This is a genomic window from Pseudomonas sp. FW305-25, from assembly GCF_017351415.1.
Taxonomy (GTDB): domain Bacteria; phylum Pseudomonadota; class Gammaproteobacteria; order Pseudomonadales; family Pseudomonadaceae; genus Aquipseudomonas; species Aquipseudomonas chlororaphis.
Map to the genome: position 1 here is coordinate 19,066 of NZ_JACNDE010000003.1, position 17,042 is coordinate 36,107.

A 17,042-nucleotide genomic window follows, 5' to 3' on the forward strand; every position below is an offset into this window, starting at 1 on the left:
TCCCTGCAGCAGGCCATCGCCGATCGACGGACGACCGGCGGCATGCCCTATTGCCTTCATAGGTGGAGTCAAAGCGCCCAAGCCCCTAGAATCCCCCGACGCTTACAGGAGACGACTTCATGCTGATGGTGATTTCACCCGCCAAGACCCTCGATTTCGAGACCCCGCCCGTCACTCAACGCTTCACCCAGCCGCAGTACCTCGATCACTCCCAGGAACTGATCCTGCAATTGCGCGAACTGAGCCCGGCGCAAATCAGCGAACTGATGCACGTCTCCGACAAGATCGGCGGCCTCAACGCCGCGCGCTTCGGCAGCTGGACCCCGGCCTTCACTCCGGCCAACGCCAAGCAGGCGCTGCTGGCGTTCAAGGGCGACGTGTACACCGGCCTGAATGCGCAAACCCTGGGCGAAGCCGATTTCGATTACGCCCAGCAGCATCTGCGCATGCTCTCCGGCCTGTACGGCCTGCTGCGCCCGCTGGACCTGATGCAGCCCTATCGCCTGGAAATGGGCACCAAGCTGGCCAACGCCCGCGGCAAGGACCTGTACGCCTTCTGGGGCACGCGCATCAGCGAATGGCTCAACGAGGCCCTGGCCGAACAGGGCGACGACCTGCTGCTCAACCTGGCTTCCAACGAATACTTCTCGGCGGTCAAGCGCACGGCCCTGAACGCCCGGATCATCAATACCGAGTTCAAGGACCTGAAGAACGGCCAGTACAAGATCATCAGCTTCTACGCCAAGAAGGCCCGGGGCATGATGAGCCGCTTCGTCATAGAAGAACGCATCAACGACCCGGCGGCCCTCAAGCAATTCGATGTCCAGGGTTACCGCTACAGCGCCGAACAGTCGAAACCCGACAATCTGGTTTTCCTGCGCGATCACGCACCGGAATAACGCACTCGGTCGATGCACTGGTTTCGCGCAAACGAGTGCGTCGACGAGCGGTCACTTTCCTCTTTGACTCCCGCCAAAACGCCAAACAATTGGCGCCAAAATATCTTCTTCTGAATTTATAACTTTTGTTTCACTCGACAGAGGTCATTTTTTTCAGTAGTGGCACACAAATTTTTTAGCGGTAGTGGCATAAAAATATCCCCGCGCTTTAACTCCCCATAACTAAAGGCTGAAATGGTAAGTGCTATCAATATGAAAGCAGTGCCATCTTTTGCAATATTTCAAGAAATTTCAGAAAACAGGATCAGCGGTCTGGAACTATGTCCTGAACCACCGCTCATACCACCGGTAACGATTCTCAGCGAGTTTGTAGGAGATGACTTACATGGGATCCAACGACAGTAGCGAAGTTGTCATATTGTCCTGACCTACTGCTCAGGAACTCGAACTCAGGGTCAATACACAGGAGATAATGCACCATTACTATCCCCTACAAGGCCATGGCATAGCCCGCCTTAAAGCGCTTCCGGGAGCGTGTAACTACCTGATTATCATGGGCCTGCTCCTATAAATCAGGATTATCGCCAACCTCGGAGCTGCCTTCCAGCAGGAAGGACGGCAACATTTAAGGGCAGCCCCTACAACAAGGCCAAGTTGCGCACAACTTGAGTGCACTTATTTAGACACTCGGAACTTAGTCTGCCTGCACTGGATATCTCAACGCCTGTTCGTTGAACTTCCGAGTGCGTAATTACAGCTGGCAAACATTAACTCCGGCCATCTAATGGCGTGAATAACACAGAGGTAAATGCGATGCGCATCAGCATATTTGGTTTGGGTTACGTCGGCGCGGTATGTGCCGGTTGCCTGTCTGCACGGGGCCATGAGGTCGTTGGCGTCGATGTTGCCAAGGACAAGATCGACATGATCAACGCCGGTAAATCGCCGATCGTTGAACCGGGTCTGGGTGAACTTCTGGCGCAAGGTATTCAAACCGGTCGTCTGCGCGGAACCACCAACTTCGCCGAGGCGATTCGCGACACTGACTTGTCGATGATCTGTGTCGGCACGCCCAGCAAGAAGAACGGCGACCTGGAACTCAACTACATCGAAGCGGTATGCCGCGAGATCGGTTTTGTCCTGCGCGACAAGACCTCCCGCCACACCATCGTGGTGCGCAGTACCGTACTGCCGGGCACTGTCGCCAACGTGGTGATCCCGATCCTCGAAGACTGCTCCGGCAAGAAGGCCGGCGTCGACTTCGGCGTCGCGGTCAACCCTGAGTTCCTGCGTGAAAGCACCGCGATCAAGGACTACGACTTCCCACCGATGACCGTGATCGGCGAATTCGACAAGGCCTCGGGCGACGTCCTGCAATCGCTGTACGAAGAACTCGACGCACCGATCATCCGCAAGGACATCGCTGTCGCCGAGATGATCAAGTACACCTGCAACGTGTGGCACGCCACCAAGGTCACCTTCGCCAACGAGATCGGCAACATCGCCAAGGCCGTCGGCGTCGATGGTCGTGAAGTGATGGACGTGGTCTGCCAGGACAAGACCCTCAACCTGTCCCAGTACTACATGCGCCCAGGCTTCGCCTTCGGCGGTTCCTGCCTGCCCAAGGACGTGCGCGCCCTGACCTTCCGCGCCGGTTCCCTGGACGTCGAAGCGCCGCTGCTCAACTCGCTGATGCGCAGTAACGAGTCCCAGGTGCAGAACGCCTTCGACATCGTCTCCAGCCACGACAAGCGCAAAGTCGCCCTGCTCGGCCTGAGCTTCAAGGCCGGTACCGACGATCTGCGCGAAAGCCCGCTGGTGGAGCTGGCGGAAATGCTGATCGGCAAGGGCTTCGACCTGAGCATCTACGACAGCAACGTCGAGTACGCCCGCGTCCACGGTGCCAACAAGGACTACATCGAGTCCAAGATCCCCCACGTCTCGTCCCTGCTCAACGCGGACTTCGACTCGGTGATCGACAACTCCGACGTGATCATCCTCGGCAACCGCGACGAGAAGTTCCGCGCCCTGGCCGAAGAAGTGCCGCACGGCAAACAGGTCATCGACCTGGTCGGGTTCATGTCCAAGGCCACCAGCGCGAGCGGCCGGACCGAAGGTATCTGCTGGTAAGCCGGCAGATTCGGGAAGCACGGCAACCGCTTCGCGGTTGATCGCGAGCAAGCTCGCTCCTGCAAGGATCGCATCGCACCTGTAGGAGCCAGCTTGCTGGCGATGGCGTCCGCCAGGGCGCCAACGCCATCCCGGCTTTTTCGCCTGCCTTAACCCCATCGGGCCACCCCACAGGCTCGCCCGAGATCGAGACGGATGCAGATTATGCACAGGCTAAAGCACGGCCTACTTCAGGCCGCAGGTTGGCTGTTTTTCTTGAGTTTACTGATGGGTCTCGCCCTGGCGTTGCCCGCGTCCACATTCGACTCCGAATCGAAGGACTTCATCTTCCTGATTGGCGCCGTGGGTATCTGGCGCTACTCGATGGGTGCCACGCATTTCGTGCGCGGCATGCTGTTTCTCTACGTGGTCTACCCGCACCTGCGCCGCAAGGTCCGCAAGCTGGGCAAGGCCGCCGATCCGTCCCACGTGTACCTGATGGTCACCAGCTTCCGGATCGACGCCCTGACCACCGCCCAGGTCTATGGCTCGGTGATCCGCGAAGCCATCGACTGCGGCTTCCCCACCACCGTGGTCTGCTCGATCGTGGAGATGTCCGACGAGCTGCTGGTGAAAAGCCTCTGGGCCCGCATGAACCCGCCAGCCCACGTCAAGCTCGACTTCGTGCGCATCCCCGGCACCGGCAAGCGCGACGGCCTGGCCTTCGGTTTCCGCGCCATCTCCCGCCACCTGCCGGACGACCGCGCCGTGGTAGCGGTGATCGACGGCGACACCGTGCTCGGCGAAGGCGTGGTGCGCAAGACCGTGCCCTGGTTCCAGCTGTTCGGCAACGTCGGCGGCCTGACCACCAACGAGTTCTGCGAAGTGCGCGGCGGCTACATCATGAGCGAATGGCACAAGCTGCGCTTCGCCCAGCGCCACATCAACATGTGCTCCATGGCCCTGTCCAAGCGCGTGCTGACCATGACCGGACGCATGTCGGTGTTCCGCGCCAGCGTGGTCACCAACCCGGACTTCATCGCCGACGTGGAAAGCGACTCGCTGCAACACTGGCGCCTGGGCCGCTTCAAGTTCCTCACCGGCGACGACAAGTCCAGCTGGTTCAGCCTGATGCGCCTGGGCTACGACACCTTCTACGTGCCCGATGCGGCGATCAACACCGTGGAACACCCGCCGGAGAAGAGTTTCATCAAGGCCAGCCGCAAGCTGATGTTCCGCTGGTACGGCAACAACCTGCGGCAGAACTCCCGGGCCCTGGGCCTGGGTCTCAAGCGCCTGGGCCTGTTCACCAGCGTGGTGCTGTTCGACCAGCGCGTGTCGATGTGGACCTCCCTGCTCGGCCTGACCGTGGCCCTGATCGCCAGCTTCAAGTACGGCACCGCCTTCATCCTGGTGTACCTGCTGTGGATCGGTATCACCCGCCTGCTGCTGACCCTGCTGCTGTCCTGCTCGGGGCACCGGATCGGCCCGGCCTACCCTTTGATCCTCTATTACAACCAGATCGTCGGGGCCCTGGTGAAGATCTACGTGTTCTTCCGCCTCGACCAACAGTCCTGGACCCGCCAACCGACTGCTCTGTCCCGTGACCTCGCCAGCTTTCAACGTTGGTTCAACACCTGGTCGTCTCGGACCATGACCTTCTCCGCCGGCAGCATTTTCGTCGCCGCGCTGCTGCTGATGGTCTGACCCGCCTTGCCTGAATTAACTAGGAAATCGCCCTTATGAACACCGCCGTGAACGTCAATGTAGTGCATGAATCCGAAGCCCAACGCCAACACGCCCGGGTCAAGATCCCGGCCAAGCTGCGCTTCTTCGGCCCCGACCGGACCCCGGTCGAGGCGCGGGTCATCGACCTCTCCGCCGGCGGCCTGAGCTTCAACTGCGGGCAGTTGCCGATCAAGGTCGGCGACGTGCACAAGGGCCGCCTGCAGTTCGTCATCGACAACCTCGGGCTGGCCATGGACGTGGAGTTGCAGGTGCGCTCCGTGGATCGCCAGAGCGGCCGGGTCGGCTGCCAGTTCCAGAACCTCGAGCCCCAGGACATCTCGACCCTGCGCCAGCTGATCACCTCGCACCTGGCCGGCGACATCGTGACCATGGGCGACGTGCTCGCCACCCTGCAGCGCGACAACTTCACCAAGGCGCGCAAGAACAAGGACGCCGGCCACGGCATGAGCGCCCTGGGCCGCCTGCGCGCGGTGACCTTCAGCGCCGGGATCTTCGTCGTTGGCCTGGCGGCCTTCGGCTTCATCCTCAAGTCGGTGTATGGCATGTACTTCGTCAGCCACGCCCAGGCCGGCCTGGTCAGCGCGCCGGGGATGAACGTCACCATGCCGCGCGACGGCACCGTGCAGAGCCTGATCCAGGCCGACGGCGTAGCCGCCAAAGGCGCCCCGCTGGCGACCTTCAGCACCAGCATGCTCGACGTGCTCAAGGGCCACCTGAACGAAGACCAGCTGCAACCGGCCAAGGTCGAGGAACTGTTCGGCAAGCAGATGACCGGCACCCTGACCTCGCCCTGCGACTGCACCGTGGCCCAGCAGATGGTTGCCGACGGCCAGTACGCCAGCAAGGGCGACGTGATCTTCCAGCTGGTCCCGCGTAACAGCCAGGCCAACGTCGAAGCGCGTTTCTCCTACCGCCAGTTCGCCGACGTGCGTCCGGGGACCAAGGTCAGCTTCCAGATCGCCGGCGAAGACGACGTACGCAGCGGCACCATCGTCAGCAGCACCAGCCTCAACAGCAGCGACCTGTCCTCGGACATTCGCGTGCAGATCAAGCCCGACGCCCCGCTGAGCAGCTCCTTCGCCGGCCGCCCGGTGGAAGTCAGCAGCGACCGCGGCCCGTCCGTGAACTGGCTGATCGACAAAGCCATGGCTGCCGGTCTCTAACCATGAATATTCATACCCCACTCCCGATGACGAAAACGGCCCCTGTAGCCGCTGCCGCAGGCTGCGATCGAGTGCAACGCACTCGTGAAGGGGATGAATGCGGTCTGGCGAACACAGCGCGCCGTCCGGAACCCGTCCGCTACGCGGCCGATCGCAGCCTGCGGCAGCGGCTACAGGGTTCGGCATTGCTGTTGCCTCTGGTGACCGCCATGGCCCTGGCCGGTTGCGCCGGCCTGCCCGACCAGCGCCTGGCCAACGAAGCCCTGAAGCGCGGCGACACTGTGCTCGCGGAGCAGAACTACCGGCAGCTGGCGGACCTGGGTTACAGCGACGCCCAGGTCGGCCTGGCCGATATCCAGATGGAAACCCGCGACCCGGCGAAGATCAAGCAAGCCGAGGCAACCTACCGCGCCGCGGCCGACACCTCGCCGCGGGCCCAGGCGCGCCTAGGTCGCCTGCTGGTGGCCAAGCCCGGCTCCACCGAAGCCGAGCACCACGAAGCCGAAGGCCTGTTGAAAAAGGCCTTCGCCAATGGTGAAGGCAACACCCTGATCCCGCTGGCGATGCTCTACCTGCAATATCCGCAGAGCTTCCCCAAGGTCAACGCCCAGCAGCAGATCAGCCAATGGCGCAGCGCCGGCTACCCGGAAGCCGGCCTGGCCCAGGTGCTGCTGTACCGCACCCAGGGTACCTACGACCAACACCTGGCCGAGGTGGAAACCATCTGCAAGGCGGCGCTGAACGTCACCGATATCTGCTACGTCGAACTGGCCACCGTCTACCAGAAACGCGGCCAGCCGGAGCAACAGGCCGAGCTGCTCAAACAGCTGCAGGCCGGCCACGCCCGCGGCGTCATCAGCGCGCAACGGGTCGACAGCGTGGCCCGGGTGCTGGGCGATGCGAGCCTGGGCAAGACCGACGAGAAAACCGCGCAGGCGCTGCTGGAGCCGATCGCTCCCGGCTACCCGGCCTCCTGGGTCACCCTGGCGCAACTGCTCTACGACTTCCCCGAACTGGGCGACGTCGACAAGATGATGCAGTACCTGGACAACGGTCGCGCCGCCGACCAGCCCCGCGCCGAACTGCTGCTGGGCAAGCTCTACTACGAAGGCAAGATGGTCCCGGCCGACGCCAAGGTCGCCGAAGAGCACTTCAAGAAGGCCCAGGGCAAGGAAGTCGCCGCCGACTACTACCTCGGCCAGATCTACCGCCGTGGCTACCTGGGCCAGGTCTATCCGCAAAAAGCCCTGGACCACCTGCTGACCGCCGCGCGCAACGGCCAGAACAGCGCCGACTTCGCCATCGCCCAGCTGTTCTCCCAGGGCAAGGGCACCAAGCCCGACCCGCTCAACGCCTATGTCTTCAGCCAGCTGGCCAAGACCCAGGACACCCCGCAAGCCAACGAGCTTGCGCAACAACTCGAAGCCCAACTGCCGCCAGGCCAACGCGCCGAGGCCCAACGCCTGCTGCAACAAGAGCAGGCCGTGCGTGGCGCCTTGAGCCAGAACACGTTGGAACTGCACGCGCTGCAGGAAGAAGACGGTGAGGAATCCCTATGAAGTTCACTCCATCCAGCCACGCCAATCCTGTAGCCGCTGCCGCAGGCTGCGATCGAGCGCGTAGCGCTCGCCAACCGGGCGACCGAGATCTGTCAGTGGCACCGCGTGCGCAGGTTTTGCGGCTGCTGCGCAGCCGATCGCAGCCTGCGGCAGCGGCTACGGGAAAACTGTTCAGCCTGTCGAAGCTGGGTGTGGCCCTGGGTTTTGCCCTGCTCTGGTCCAACCCGACGTTGGCGGCCGTCACCGACACCAAGAACTTCGGCCTGGAAGTGAAGATCACCGGCCAGTCCGAAGACGACCGTGACCTCGGCACCCTGGGCGGCGGCGACGTCAATGGCGTCGGCCTCGACCTGCGGCCCTGGGTCTACGGCGAAAGCGGCAACTGGAGCGCCTACGCCATGGGCCAGGCGGTGACCTCGACCGATATCATCGAGACCGACACCCTGCAGCAGTCCGACGGCGCCAGCACCGAAAGCAGCAACAACAGCGACCGCAAGAGCAAGAAGAACTACCTGGCGATGCGCGAGTTCTGGATCGGCTACAGCGGCCTCACCCCCTACCCGGGCGAGCAGTTGAAGTTCGGTCGCCAGCGCCTGCGCAACGACGACGGCCAATGGCGCGACACCAACATCGAAGCCCTGAACTGGACCTTCGACACCACCCTGCTGCGCGCCAACGTCGGCATCGCCGAGCGCTTCAGCGAGTACCGCACCGACCTCAAGGAGCTGGCGCCGGAAGACAAGGATCGCCTGCACGTCTACGGCGATGTGGCCTACCAGTGGACCCCGGGGCATTGGGCTGGCGTGCGCGCGCACCACAGCCACGACGACGGCAAGCTCGACTACCCGGTTCCGGGCGAAGCCACCGACTCCCTGGACAAGCGCCAGAACGGCGACCTGACCTGGCTCGGCCTGGAAGCCAACAGCGACGCCTATAACTGGCGCAACACCAACACCGTCAACTACTGGGCGAGCATCACCGGCATGAGCGGCGACCGCGACAAGGTCAACGCGCTGAACGCCGACGGCACCCGCCCGGCCCAGGCCAAGAGCGGCGAGAGCCTCGATGGCTGGGCCACCGACCTCGGCGTGCGCCTGCGCCTGGACCCGAAATGGCAGGTCGGCGCAGCCTACGCCCGCGCCAGCGGCGACTACGAACAGAACGGCCTGGAAAGCAACCGCTCGAACTACACCGGGACCCGCTCGCGGGTGCACCGTTTCGGCGAAGCCTTCCGCGGCGAAATGAACAACATGCAGACCGCCACCCTGTTCGGTTCCTGGATGCTCGCCGACGAATATGACGCCAGCCTGATCTACCACAAGTTCTGGCGCGTGGACGGCAACAAGCCGGTGGGCAGCAACGGTATCAACGCCGTGGAAAACAACTACGACGACGCCACCGGCGCCCTGCTCTCCAGCTCGTCCCTGCCGCTGCGCGATGGCGAGAAAGACCTTGGCCAGGAAGTGGACCTGGTGGTCACCAAGTACTTCAAGCAAGGCCTGCTGCCGGCCGCGCTCAGCCAGTCGATCGACGAGCCTTCGGCGCTGGTGCGCTTTCGTGGCGGCGTGTTCAAGCCGGGCGATGCTTATGGCAAGAACGTCGACTCGTACATGCACCGCGCCTTTGTCGACGTGATCTGGCGCTTCTGATGCGAGCCGCCAAGGGAGTGCCTGAGATGAACAGCCCGATGAACAGCCCAGCGATAAGAGGCTCGATCAGCCTGTTGGCCGGCGCCATGCTGCTGGCCAGCAGCGCCGCCTTCGCCAACGTCGAACCGGCTCCGGCCGCCACGTCCGGCAAGCAGCCGACCGTGGCCAAGGAGCTGCAACAGGCCAAGACCTACACCGTCAGCAGCGCGCCCACCGCGCCGCTGAACCTGGCCAAGCCGGCCCTGCCCGACCTCTCCGGCTACACCGCCGAAGCGGCGGCGGCGAAGATCGTGCGCAGCAAGCCCGGCAAGATCAGCGTGCGCCGCATGATGCAGGAAGACGCGCTGAAGGACTTTATCGGCGGTGACAACAAGATGGCCGAATGGGTGGTGCGCCAGCACGGCATCCCCCAGGCGATCTTTATCGACGACGGTTACGTCAACCTCAAGGAGCTGGCGAAGAAGCTGCCCAAGCAGTACATCAGCGAAACCTCGCCGGGCGTGTACCTGGCGCGGCTGCCGATCGTGGTCGGGCGCAAGGGCATCCTGGAAATCGACCAGCAGACCCAGGAGCTGCGCCTGTCCCAGGAAGGCGGTTCGTTCCTGGTCAACGACGGCCAGCTGTTCGTGCGCGACACCAAGGTCACCGGCTGGCGCGAGAAGGACAACGGCCCGGCGACGTTCAACTCGCCCAAGGAATTCCGTCCGTTCCTGCTGGCCTGGGGCGGCACCGAGACCTACATCGTCAACAGCAAGATGGCCAGCTTCGGCTACGCCAACAGTAAGTCCTACGGCGTGAGTATTTCCCAGTACACGCCGAACATGGCCAAGGTGCTCAAGCGCCCCGAACCCACCGGCTGGATCATCGGCTCTGAGTTCTCGGACATGTGGTACGGCTTCTATTGCTACGAGACCCGCGACTTCGTGGTCAAGGGCAACACCTACAAGGACAACATCGTCTACGGCATCGACCCCCACGACCGTTCGCACCGGCTGATCATCGCCGACAACACCGTCTACGGGACCAAGAAGAAGCACGGGATCATTATTTCCCGGGAAGTGAACGACAGCTTCATCTTCAACAACCGCAGCTACGAGAACAAACTTTCGGGCCTGGTGATCGACCGTAACAGCGTGAACAACCTGATCGCCGACAACGAGATCTACCGCAACCACACCGACGGCATCACCCTCTACGAGAGTGCCGACAACCTGCTGTGGGGCAACAAGGTGATCAGCAACCGGCGCCATGGCATCCGCATTCGCAACAGCGTGAACATCCGCCTGTACGAGAACGTCGCCATGGCCAACGGCCTGACCGGCGTCTACGGCCACATCAAGGACCTCTCCGACACCGACCGCGACATCAAGCTCGACCCGTTCGACGCCCAGGTGTCGCTGATCGTGGTCGGCGGTGAGCTGGCCGCCAATGGCAGCGGCCCGATGTCCATCGACTCGCCGTTGAGCGTCGAGCTGTACCGCGTGTCCATGCTCGCCCCGACCAAGAGCAGCGGCATCAGCTTCTCGGGGATCCTCGGCGAGCGCCAGGACGAAATTCTTGACCTGCTGGTGCGCCAGCAGAAAGCCGTGCTGATCGACCCTGTCGAACGCCAGACCGAAATGCGCGATTGAGGATGACTGTCATGCGCCCACACCTGATCAAACTCTTGAGCCTCTCGGCATTGACCGCGGGCATTCTCGCCGCCAGTAACAGCGCTCGCGCCGACGAAACCCAGGCACCGAAGTTCACCGCCGAGCCGTGCTGCAACCTGTGCCCGGCCGCCCACGACGCGAAGAACTACACCACCCGTTACCAGCAGAACTTCACCACCCTGGTGCAAGCCCAGGGCGACTGGCTGTTCCGTACCCAGGAAGACCTGCGCACCGAATTCAACACCACGCCGGAAGGTTATCGCCGCCTGCAACAGCTGCACGACGCCTTCAAGAGCAAGGGCGTGGAGCTGGTGCTGGTCTACCAGCCGACCCGCGGCCTGGTGAACCGCAACAAGCTCAACCCGCAGGAGAAGGCCAGCTTCGACTACGACAAGGCACTGAAAAACTACCAGGGCATGCTCGGCCGTTTCGCCCAGATGGGCTACGTGGTGCCGGACCTGTCGCCGCTGACCAACGAGCAACTGCCGGAGACCCTGCCGGCCCACGACTTCTACTTCCGCGGCGACCAGCACTGGACCCCGTACGGCGCCCAGCGCACGGCGAAGATCGTGGCGCAGAAGGTCAAGCAGTTGCCGGCCTTCGCCGACATTCCCAAGCGTGAGTTCGAGACCCACAAGTCCGGGCGCATGGGCAAGACCGGCACCCTGCACAACATGGCCGGCCAGCTCTGCGGCACCAGCTACGCGATCCAGTACATGGACCAGTTCACCACCGAACCCAAGGGCGAAGCCGGCGACGGCGACCTGTTCGGCGATTCCGGCAACCCGGAAATCACCCTGGTGGGCACCAGCCACAGCGGCAAGAACTACAACTTCGCCGGCTTCCTGCAGGAAGAGATCGGCGCCGACATTCTCAACGTCGCCTTCCCCGGCGGCGGCTTCGAAGGCTCCATGCTGCAGTACCTGGGCAGCGAGGAATTCCAGACCAAGCCACCGAAGATCCTGATCTGGGAATTCTCGCCGCTGTACCGCCTGGACCAGGAAACCATCTACCGGCAGATGATGGCCCTGCTCGACAACGGCTGCGAAGGCAAGCCGGCGCAAATGAGCGCCAGCGCCACCCTCAAGCCCGGCAAGAACGAGCTGATGGTCAACAGCAAGAACATGGACCTGCGCAACAGCAGCCACCAGGTCGATATCCGCTTCGCCGACACCTCGGTGAAAACCCTGCAAGCCACCCTCTGGTACATGAACGGGCGCCACGAGGACATCAAGATCGACAAACCGGAAACATCCGACACCGACGGGCGTTTCGCCTTTGAACTGCGCACCGACGAAGACTGGGCCTCGCAGAACCTGCTGGCGGTCGAAGTCCAGGGTCCGGAAGCCGGCGCCGCGGCACAGAAAGTCGAAGCGAAAATTTGCAAACGCAACGTATTCCCGGATGCCGGTCAACGCACCGCGCAAATCGGGCAATGAGGTTCCTATGCAAAGCAAAACGCTGAAACAGTTACTGGCACCGAGCCTGTTGAGCCTGGCGATGTTCGCAGGCGCAACCCAGGCCGCGGCCCCACTGCGCCCGCCCCAGGGTTACTACGCGCCGGTGGATAAATTCAAGAGCGGCGACCACAGCGAAGGCTGCGACGCCATGCCCGCGCCTTACACCGGCTCGCTGCAATTTCGCAGCAAGTACGAAGGGTCGGACAAGGCTCGCGCGACCCTCAACGTGCAATCGGAAAAGGCCTTTCGCGACAGCACCGCCGACATCACCAAGATCGAGCGCGGTACCAGCAAGCGGGTGATGCAGTTCATGCGCGACGGCCGTCCGGAACAACTGGACTGCACCCTGAGCTGGCTGAGCGCCTGGGCCCAGGCCGATGCGTTGATGTCCAAGGACTTCAACCACACCGGCAAGTCCATGCGCAAATGGGCCCTGGGCAGCATGGCTTCGGCCTACCTGCGCCTGAAGTTTTCCGACTCCCATCCGCTGGACACTCACCAGCAGCAGGCGCAGCAGATCGAGGCCTGGTTCAGCAAGATGGCCGACCAGGTGGTCAGCGACTGGGACAACCTGCCGCTGGAGCAGACCAACAACCACTCGTACTGGGCCGCCTGGTCGGTGATGGCCACCGCCGTGGCGACCAACCGCCGCGACCTGTTCGACTGGGCGGTGAAGGAATACAAAGTCGGCGCCAATCAGGTCGACGCCGACGGCTTCCTGCCCAACGAACTCAAGCGCCAACAACGCGCCCTGGCCTATCACAACTACGCCCTGCCGCCGCTGGCGATGATCGCCAGCTTCGCCCAGGTCAACGGCGTCGACCTGCGCCAGGAAAACAACGGCGCCCTGAAACGCCTGGGCGAGCGGGTGCTGGCCGGGGTGAAAGACCCGGATGAGTTCGAGGAAAAGAACGGCAAGGAACAGGACATGACCGACCTCAAGGTCGACTCGAAATTCGCCTGGCTCGAACCCTTCTGCAGCCTCTACACCTGCGCCCCGGATGTACTGGAACGCAAGCACAAGATGCAACCGTTCAAGACCTTCCGCCTGGGTGGCGACCTGACCAAGGTCTACGACCCCTCGCACGAGAAGGGCAACAAAGGCTCGTAAGCGACACCTGTAGCCGCTGCCGAGGCACGAGGCTGCGACAAGGCTCGAAGAGCCTTCCGAGGTCCTCAAGAGCACGACCGCTTCGCGGCCGATCGCAGCCTCGTACCTCGGCAGCGGCTACGGACGAATGCAATACGCCGCCCCCGGTTTTTCACGGGGGGGTTTGGGGGGGCTCTGGCCCTTTACTGTTGGTCAAACATGGAGAGATCGGGATGGTTTTCTCATCCAATGTGTTCCTGTTCCTGTTCTTGCCGATCTTTCTCGGCTTGTACTACCTGAGCGGGCAACGCTATCGCAACCTGCTGCTGCTGATCGCCAGCTACGTGTTCTATGCCTGGTGGCGGGTGGACTTCCTGGCGCTGTTCGCCGGCGTCACCCTGTGGAACTACTGGATCGGCCTGAAAGTCGGCGCCGCCGGTGTACGCACCAAGCCGGCCCAGCGCTGGCTGCTGCTCGGCGTGGCGGTCGACCTGTGCATCCTCGGCTACTTCAAGTACGCCAACTTCGGCGTGGACAGCATCAACTCGATCATGACCTCGTTCGGTCTGGAGCCGTTCATCCTGACCCACGTGCTGTTGCCGATCGGTATCTCGTTCTACATCTTCGAGTCCATCAGCTACATCATCGACGTCTACCGCGGCGACACCCCGGCGACCCGCAACCTGATCGACTTCGCGGCGTTCGTGGCGATCTTCCCGCACCTGATCGCCGGCCCCGTGCTGCGTTTTCGCGACCTGGCCGACCAGTTCAACAACCGCACCCACACCCTGGACAAGTTCTCCGAAGGCTGCACGCGCTTCATGCAGGGCTTCATCAAGAAAGTGTTCATCGCCGACACCCTGGCGGTGGTCGCCGACCATTGCTTCGCCCTGCAGAACCCGACCACGGGCGACGCCTGGCTGGGCGCCCTGGCCTACACCGCGCAGCTGTACTTCGACTTCTCCGGCTACAGCGACATGGCCATCGGCCTGGGCTTGATGATGGGTTTTCGCTTCATGGAAAACTTCAAGCAGCCCTACATCAGCCAGTCGATCACCGAGTTCTGGCGGCGCTGGCACATCAGCCTGTCCACCTGGCTGCGCGACTACCTGTACATCACCCTGGGCGGCAACCGCAAAGGCACGCTGATGACCTATCGCAACCTGTTCCTGACCATGCTGCTCGGTGGCCTGTGGCACGGCGCGAACATCACCTACGTGGTCTGGGGCGCCTGGCACGGCATGTGGCTGGCGATCGAGAAGATGCTCGGCATCAACACTTCGCCGCGCAGCCTGAACCCGATCCGCTGGGCGCTGACCTTCCTGCTGGTGGTAATGGGCTGGGTGATCTTCCGCGCCGAGAACCTGCACGTCGCCGGTCGCATGTACGGCGCCATGTTCAGCTTCGGCGACTGGTCGCTGTCGGAACTCAACCGCGCCAGCCTCACCGGCCTGCAAGTGGCGACCCTGGTCGTGGCCTACGCCACCCTGGCGTTCTTCGGCCTGCGTGACCTGTATCGCAACCCGACGCCGGTCAAGAGCAAGCCTGAAATCAACACCGAGGCCGACGGTCCGGCCACCGCCCAGCCTGGCCTGATCAAGGCCGTACCGGGGGACAAGCCGGACAGCATCCACCAGCCGGGCTACACCGTGGGCGTCGAAGCCCAGGTCCAGCCGGCCTACTGGGTCGCCGACTGGCCGCGTTACGTGATGCGCACCCTGGTGCTGCTGCTGTTCATCGCTTCGATTCTCAAACTCTCGGCGCAAAGCTTCTCGCCGTTCCTTTACTTCCAGTTCTGAGGGATCTGACCATGACCCGCTCATTACGCGTCTTCTATATCGCCCTGTTCCTGGTGACCCTGATGGTCCTGGGCCTGTGGTCGGTGCGCAGCTTCTTCGGCTTCAGCACCAACAACGACGCCACCGTGCTCAACGGTCGCTGGGCCAAGGCCGTGGAAACCCACTACGACGACGAGTTCCCGATCAAGCGCCTGGGCACCAACCTGTGGGCGGCCCTGGACTTCAAGCTGTTCAACGAAGGTCGTCCGGGCGTGGTGCTCGGCCGCGACCAGTGGCTGTACAGCGATGAAGAGTTCCACCCGATCGTCAACGAAGAACTCAACCTGCAAGGCAACTACGCGCTGGTCGAAGGCGTGCGCCAGGCCCTGAAAGAGAAAGGCGTGAAACTGGTGATGGCGATCGTGCCGGCCAAGGTGCGCCTGTACCCGGAACACCTGGGCGACGTCCAGCCGGCCAGCATCCACGCCAACCTCTACCAGGACTTCCACGCCCGGGTGGCGGCCGACAAGATCCTCGCCCCCGACCTGCTGGGCCCGCTGCAACAGGCCAAGCAGAACGGCCAGCAAGTGTTCCTGCGCACCGACACCCACTGGACCCCGGCCGGCGCCGAAGTCGCCGCCAACCAGTTGGCCAAGGCGATCGCCGACAAGGCACCGCTGATGGGCCAGCCGCAACGCTTCGTCACCGAAGCCGAGCAGACCGTGGTGCACAAGGGCGACCTGCGCCTGTTCCTGCCCCTGGACCCGCTGTTCGAGAACCTGATGCCGGCCAAGGAGCCGCTGCAGAAACGCGTGACCCGCGCCGCCGACGATCAGCCGGCCGCCGACGACGCGCTGTTCGCCGACAACGAAGTGCCGGTGGCCCTGGTGGGTACCAGCTACAGCGCCAACCCGAACTGGAACTTCGTCGGCGCGCTCAAGCAGGCCCTGCACAGCGACGTGGTCAGCTACGCCGAAGACGGCCACGGCCCGGTGTTGCCGATGCTCAGCTACCTGAAAAGCGATGCCTTCAAGAACAGCCCGCCCCAGGTGCTGATCTGGGAGTTCCCCGAACGATATCTGCCGGTCAATAACGAAATCGGCGACGCCGACCCGCAGTGGGTCGCAGAGCTCAAACAAGCCGGCGCCCGCCAACAGAACGTAGCTGCACTCAACAAATCCGAGACGCCCGATCGGGCGCAAAACTGAAAGAGAGGTGACACCCATGACTTTCACTATCACTCCGCGTCGTCTCGCCAAGGCAATCACACTGGCTGCCGGCATGAGCGTCCTGTCCCTGCCCGCCTTCGCCGGTGGCGACGCCGCGCTGTACGGCCCGACCGCGCCCAAAGGCTCGTCCTTCGTGCGTATCTACAACGCCAGCAACCAGGAAGTCAGCGCCACCGTCGGCAGCACCAGCCTCAGCGACGTCGCGCCGCTGGCCAGCAGTGACTTCAGCTTCATGCCCGGCGGCGACTACACCGCCAAGGTCGGCAGCCAGAGCGTGCCGGTGAAACTCGCCGCCGACCACTATTACACCCTGGTCAACAACGCCAGCGGCCAGCCGCAACTGATCGAAGAACCGCCGTTCAAGAACAAACAGAAGTCCCTGGTCCGGGTGCAGAACCTGAGCGACAAGGCCCTGACCCTGAAGACCGCCGACGGCAAGACCGACGTGGTCCAGTCGGTGGCCGCCAAGGGCCGTGGCGAACGTGAAATCAACCCGGTGAAAGTCAGCTTCGCGCTGTACGAGGGCGAGAAAAAAGTCAGCGACCTCAAGCCGGTCGCCCTGGAGCGCGGCGAAGCCGCGGTGCTCTACGTCACCGGCAACGGCAGCAGCCTGTCGCCAGTCTGGGTCAAGCGCCCGGTCTCGACACGTTAAGAACCTGTAGCCGCTGACGAGGCACGAGGCTGCGAAGCGGTCCGCAGGACCGC

At 63.0% G+C, this 17,042-nt stretch carries 12 protein-coding genes; all 12 read left to right on the plus strand.

Going from position 1 to position 17,042, the window contains the following annotated elements:
• The first annotated feature begins 119 nt into the window (after positions 1-119).
• The 12 genes from yaaA (at position 120) to J4E58_RS04110 (ending at position 16,989) form a co-directional block, all read left to right on the plus strand.
• The gene (gene yaaA, locus J4E58_RS04055) at positions 120-899 is read left to right on the plus strand and encodes a peroxide stress protein YaaA (RefSeq protein ID WP_087091310.1); all 780 of its coding nucleotides are present in this window, start codon (positions 120-122) and stop codon (positions 897-899) included.
• Between the two features lie 813 nt (positions 900-1,712).
• On the plus strand, positions 1,713-3,029 hold the full coding sequence (locus J4E58_RS04060; RefSeq protein ID WP_087091309.1) for a nucleotide sugar dehydrogenase: 1,317 nt from the start codon (positions 1,713-1,715) through the stop codon (positions 3,027-3,029).
• Between the two features lie 204 nt (positions 3,030-3,233).
• On the plus strand, positions 3,234-4,715 hold the full coding sequence (gene alg8 / locus J4E58_RS04065; RefSeq protein WP_009042274.1) for a mannuronan synthase: 1,482 nt from the start codon (positions 3,234-3,236) through the stop codon (positions 4,713-4,715).
• Between the two features lie 35 nt (positions 4,716-4,750).
• A complete protein-coding gene (locus J4E58_RS04070; RefSeq protein WP_087091308.1) occupies positions 4,751-5,920 on the plus strand; it encodes an alginate biosynthesis protein Alg44 in 1,170 nt (389 codons plus the stop codon).
• A gap of 26 nt (positions 5,921-5,946) precedes the next feature.
• Positions 5,947-7,479, plus strand: a complete 1,533-nt coding sequence (gene algK, locus J4E58_RS04075) for an alginate biosynthesis TPR repeat lipoprotein AlgK (protein WP_062823611.1) — start codon at positions 5,947-5,949, stop codon at positions 7,477-7,479.
• Entirely contained in the window at positions 7,476-9,128 is a 1,653-nt protein-coding gene (locus J4E58_RS04080) for an alginate export family protein (protein ID WP_256583136.1), read from the plus strand. Before algK ends, J4E58_RS04080 begins: the two co-directional genes overlap by 4 nt.
• Positions 9,129-9,154: 26 nt before the next feature.
• Complete coding sequence (gene algG, locus J4E58_RS04085; RefSeq protein WP_087091307.1) at positions 9,155-10,759, plus strand: mannuronan 5-epimerase AlgG; 1,605 nt, start codon at positions 9,155-9,157, stop codon at positions 10,757-10,759.
• An 11-nt stretch (positions 10,760-10,770) separates the two neighbouring features.
• A complete protein-coding gene (locus J4E58_RS04090; protein WP_007932828.1) occupies positions 10,771-12,219 on the plus strand; it encodes an alginate O-acetyltransferase in 1,449 nt (482 codons plus the stop codon).
• Positions 12,220-12,226: 7 nt separating this feature from the next.
• Positions 12,227-13,351: a mannuronate-specific alginate lyase gene (locus J4E58_RS04095; RefSeq protein WP_053259713.1), complete on the plus strand. Its 1,125-nt coding sequence runs from the start codon at positions 12,227-12,229 to the stop codon at positions 13,349-13,351.
• Between the two features lie 212 nt (positions 13,352-13,563).
• Positions 13,564-15,129 (plus strand): MBOAT family protein, encoded by a 1,566-nt coding sequence (locus tag J4E58_RS04100; protein WP_087091306.1) that lies wholly within the window; start codon positions 13,564-13,566, stop codon positions 15,127-15,129.
• Positions 15,130-15,140: 11 nt separating this feature from the next.
• Positions 15,141-16,316 (plus strand): alginate O-acetyltransferase, encoded by a 1,176-nt coding sequence (locus tag J4E58_RS04105; protein ID WP_007930047.1) that lies wholly within the window; start codon positions 15,141-15,143, stop codon positions 16,314-16,316.
• A gap of 16 nt (positions 16,317-16,332) precedes the next feature.
• Positions 16,333-16,989 carry an alginate O-acetyltransferase AlgF gene (locus J4E58_RS04110; protein ID WP_053259711.1) on the plus strand — a complete coding sequence of 219 codons (657 nt, stop codon included), beginning with the start codon at positions 16,333-16,335 and terminating at the stop codon, positions 16,987-16,989.
• Positions 16,990-17,042: the final 53 nt, after the last annotated feature.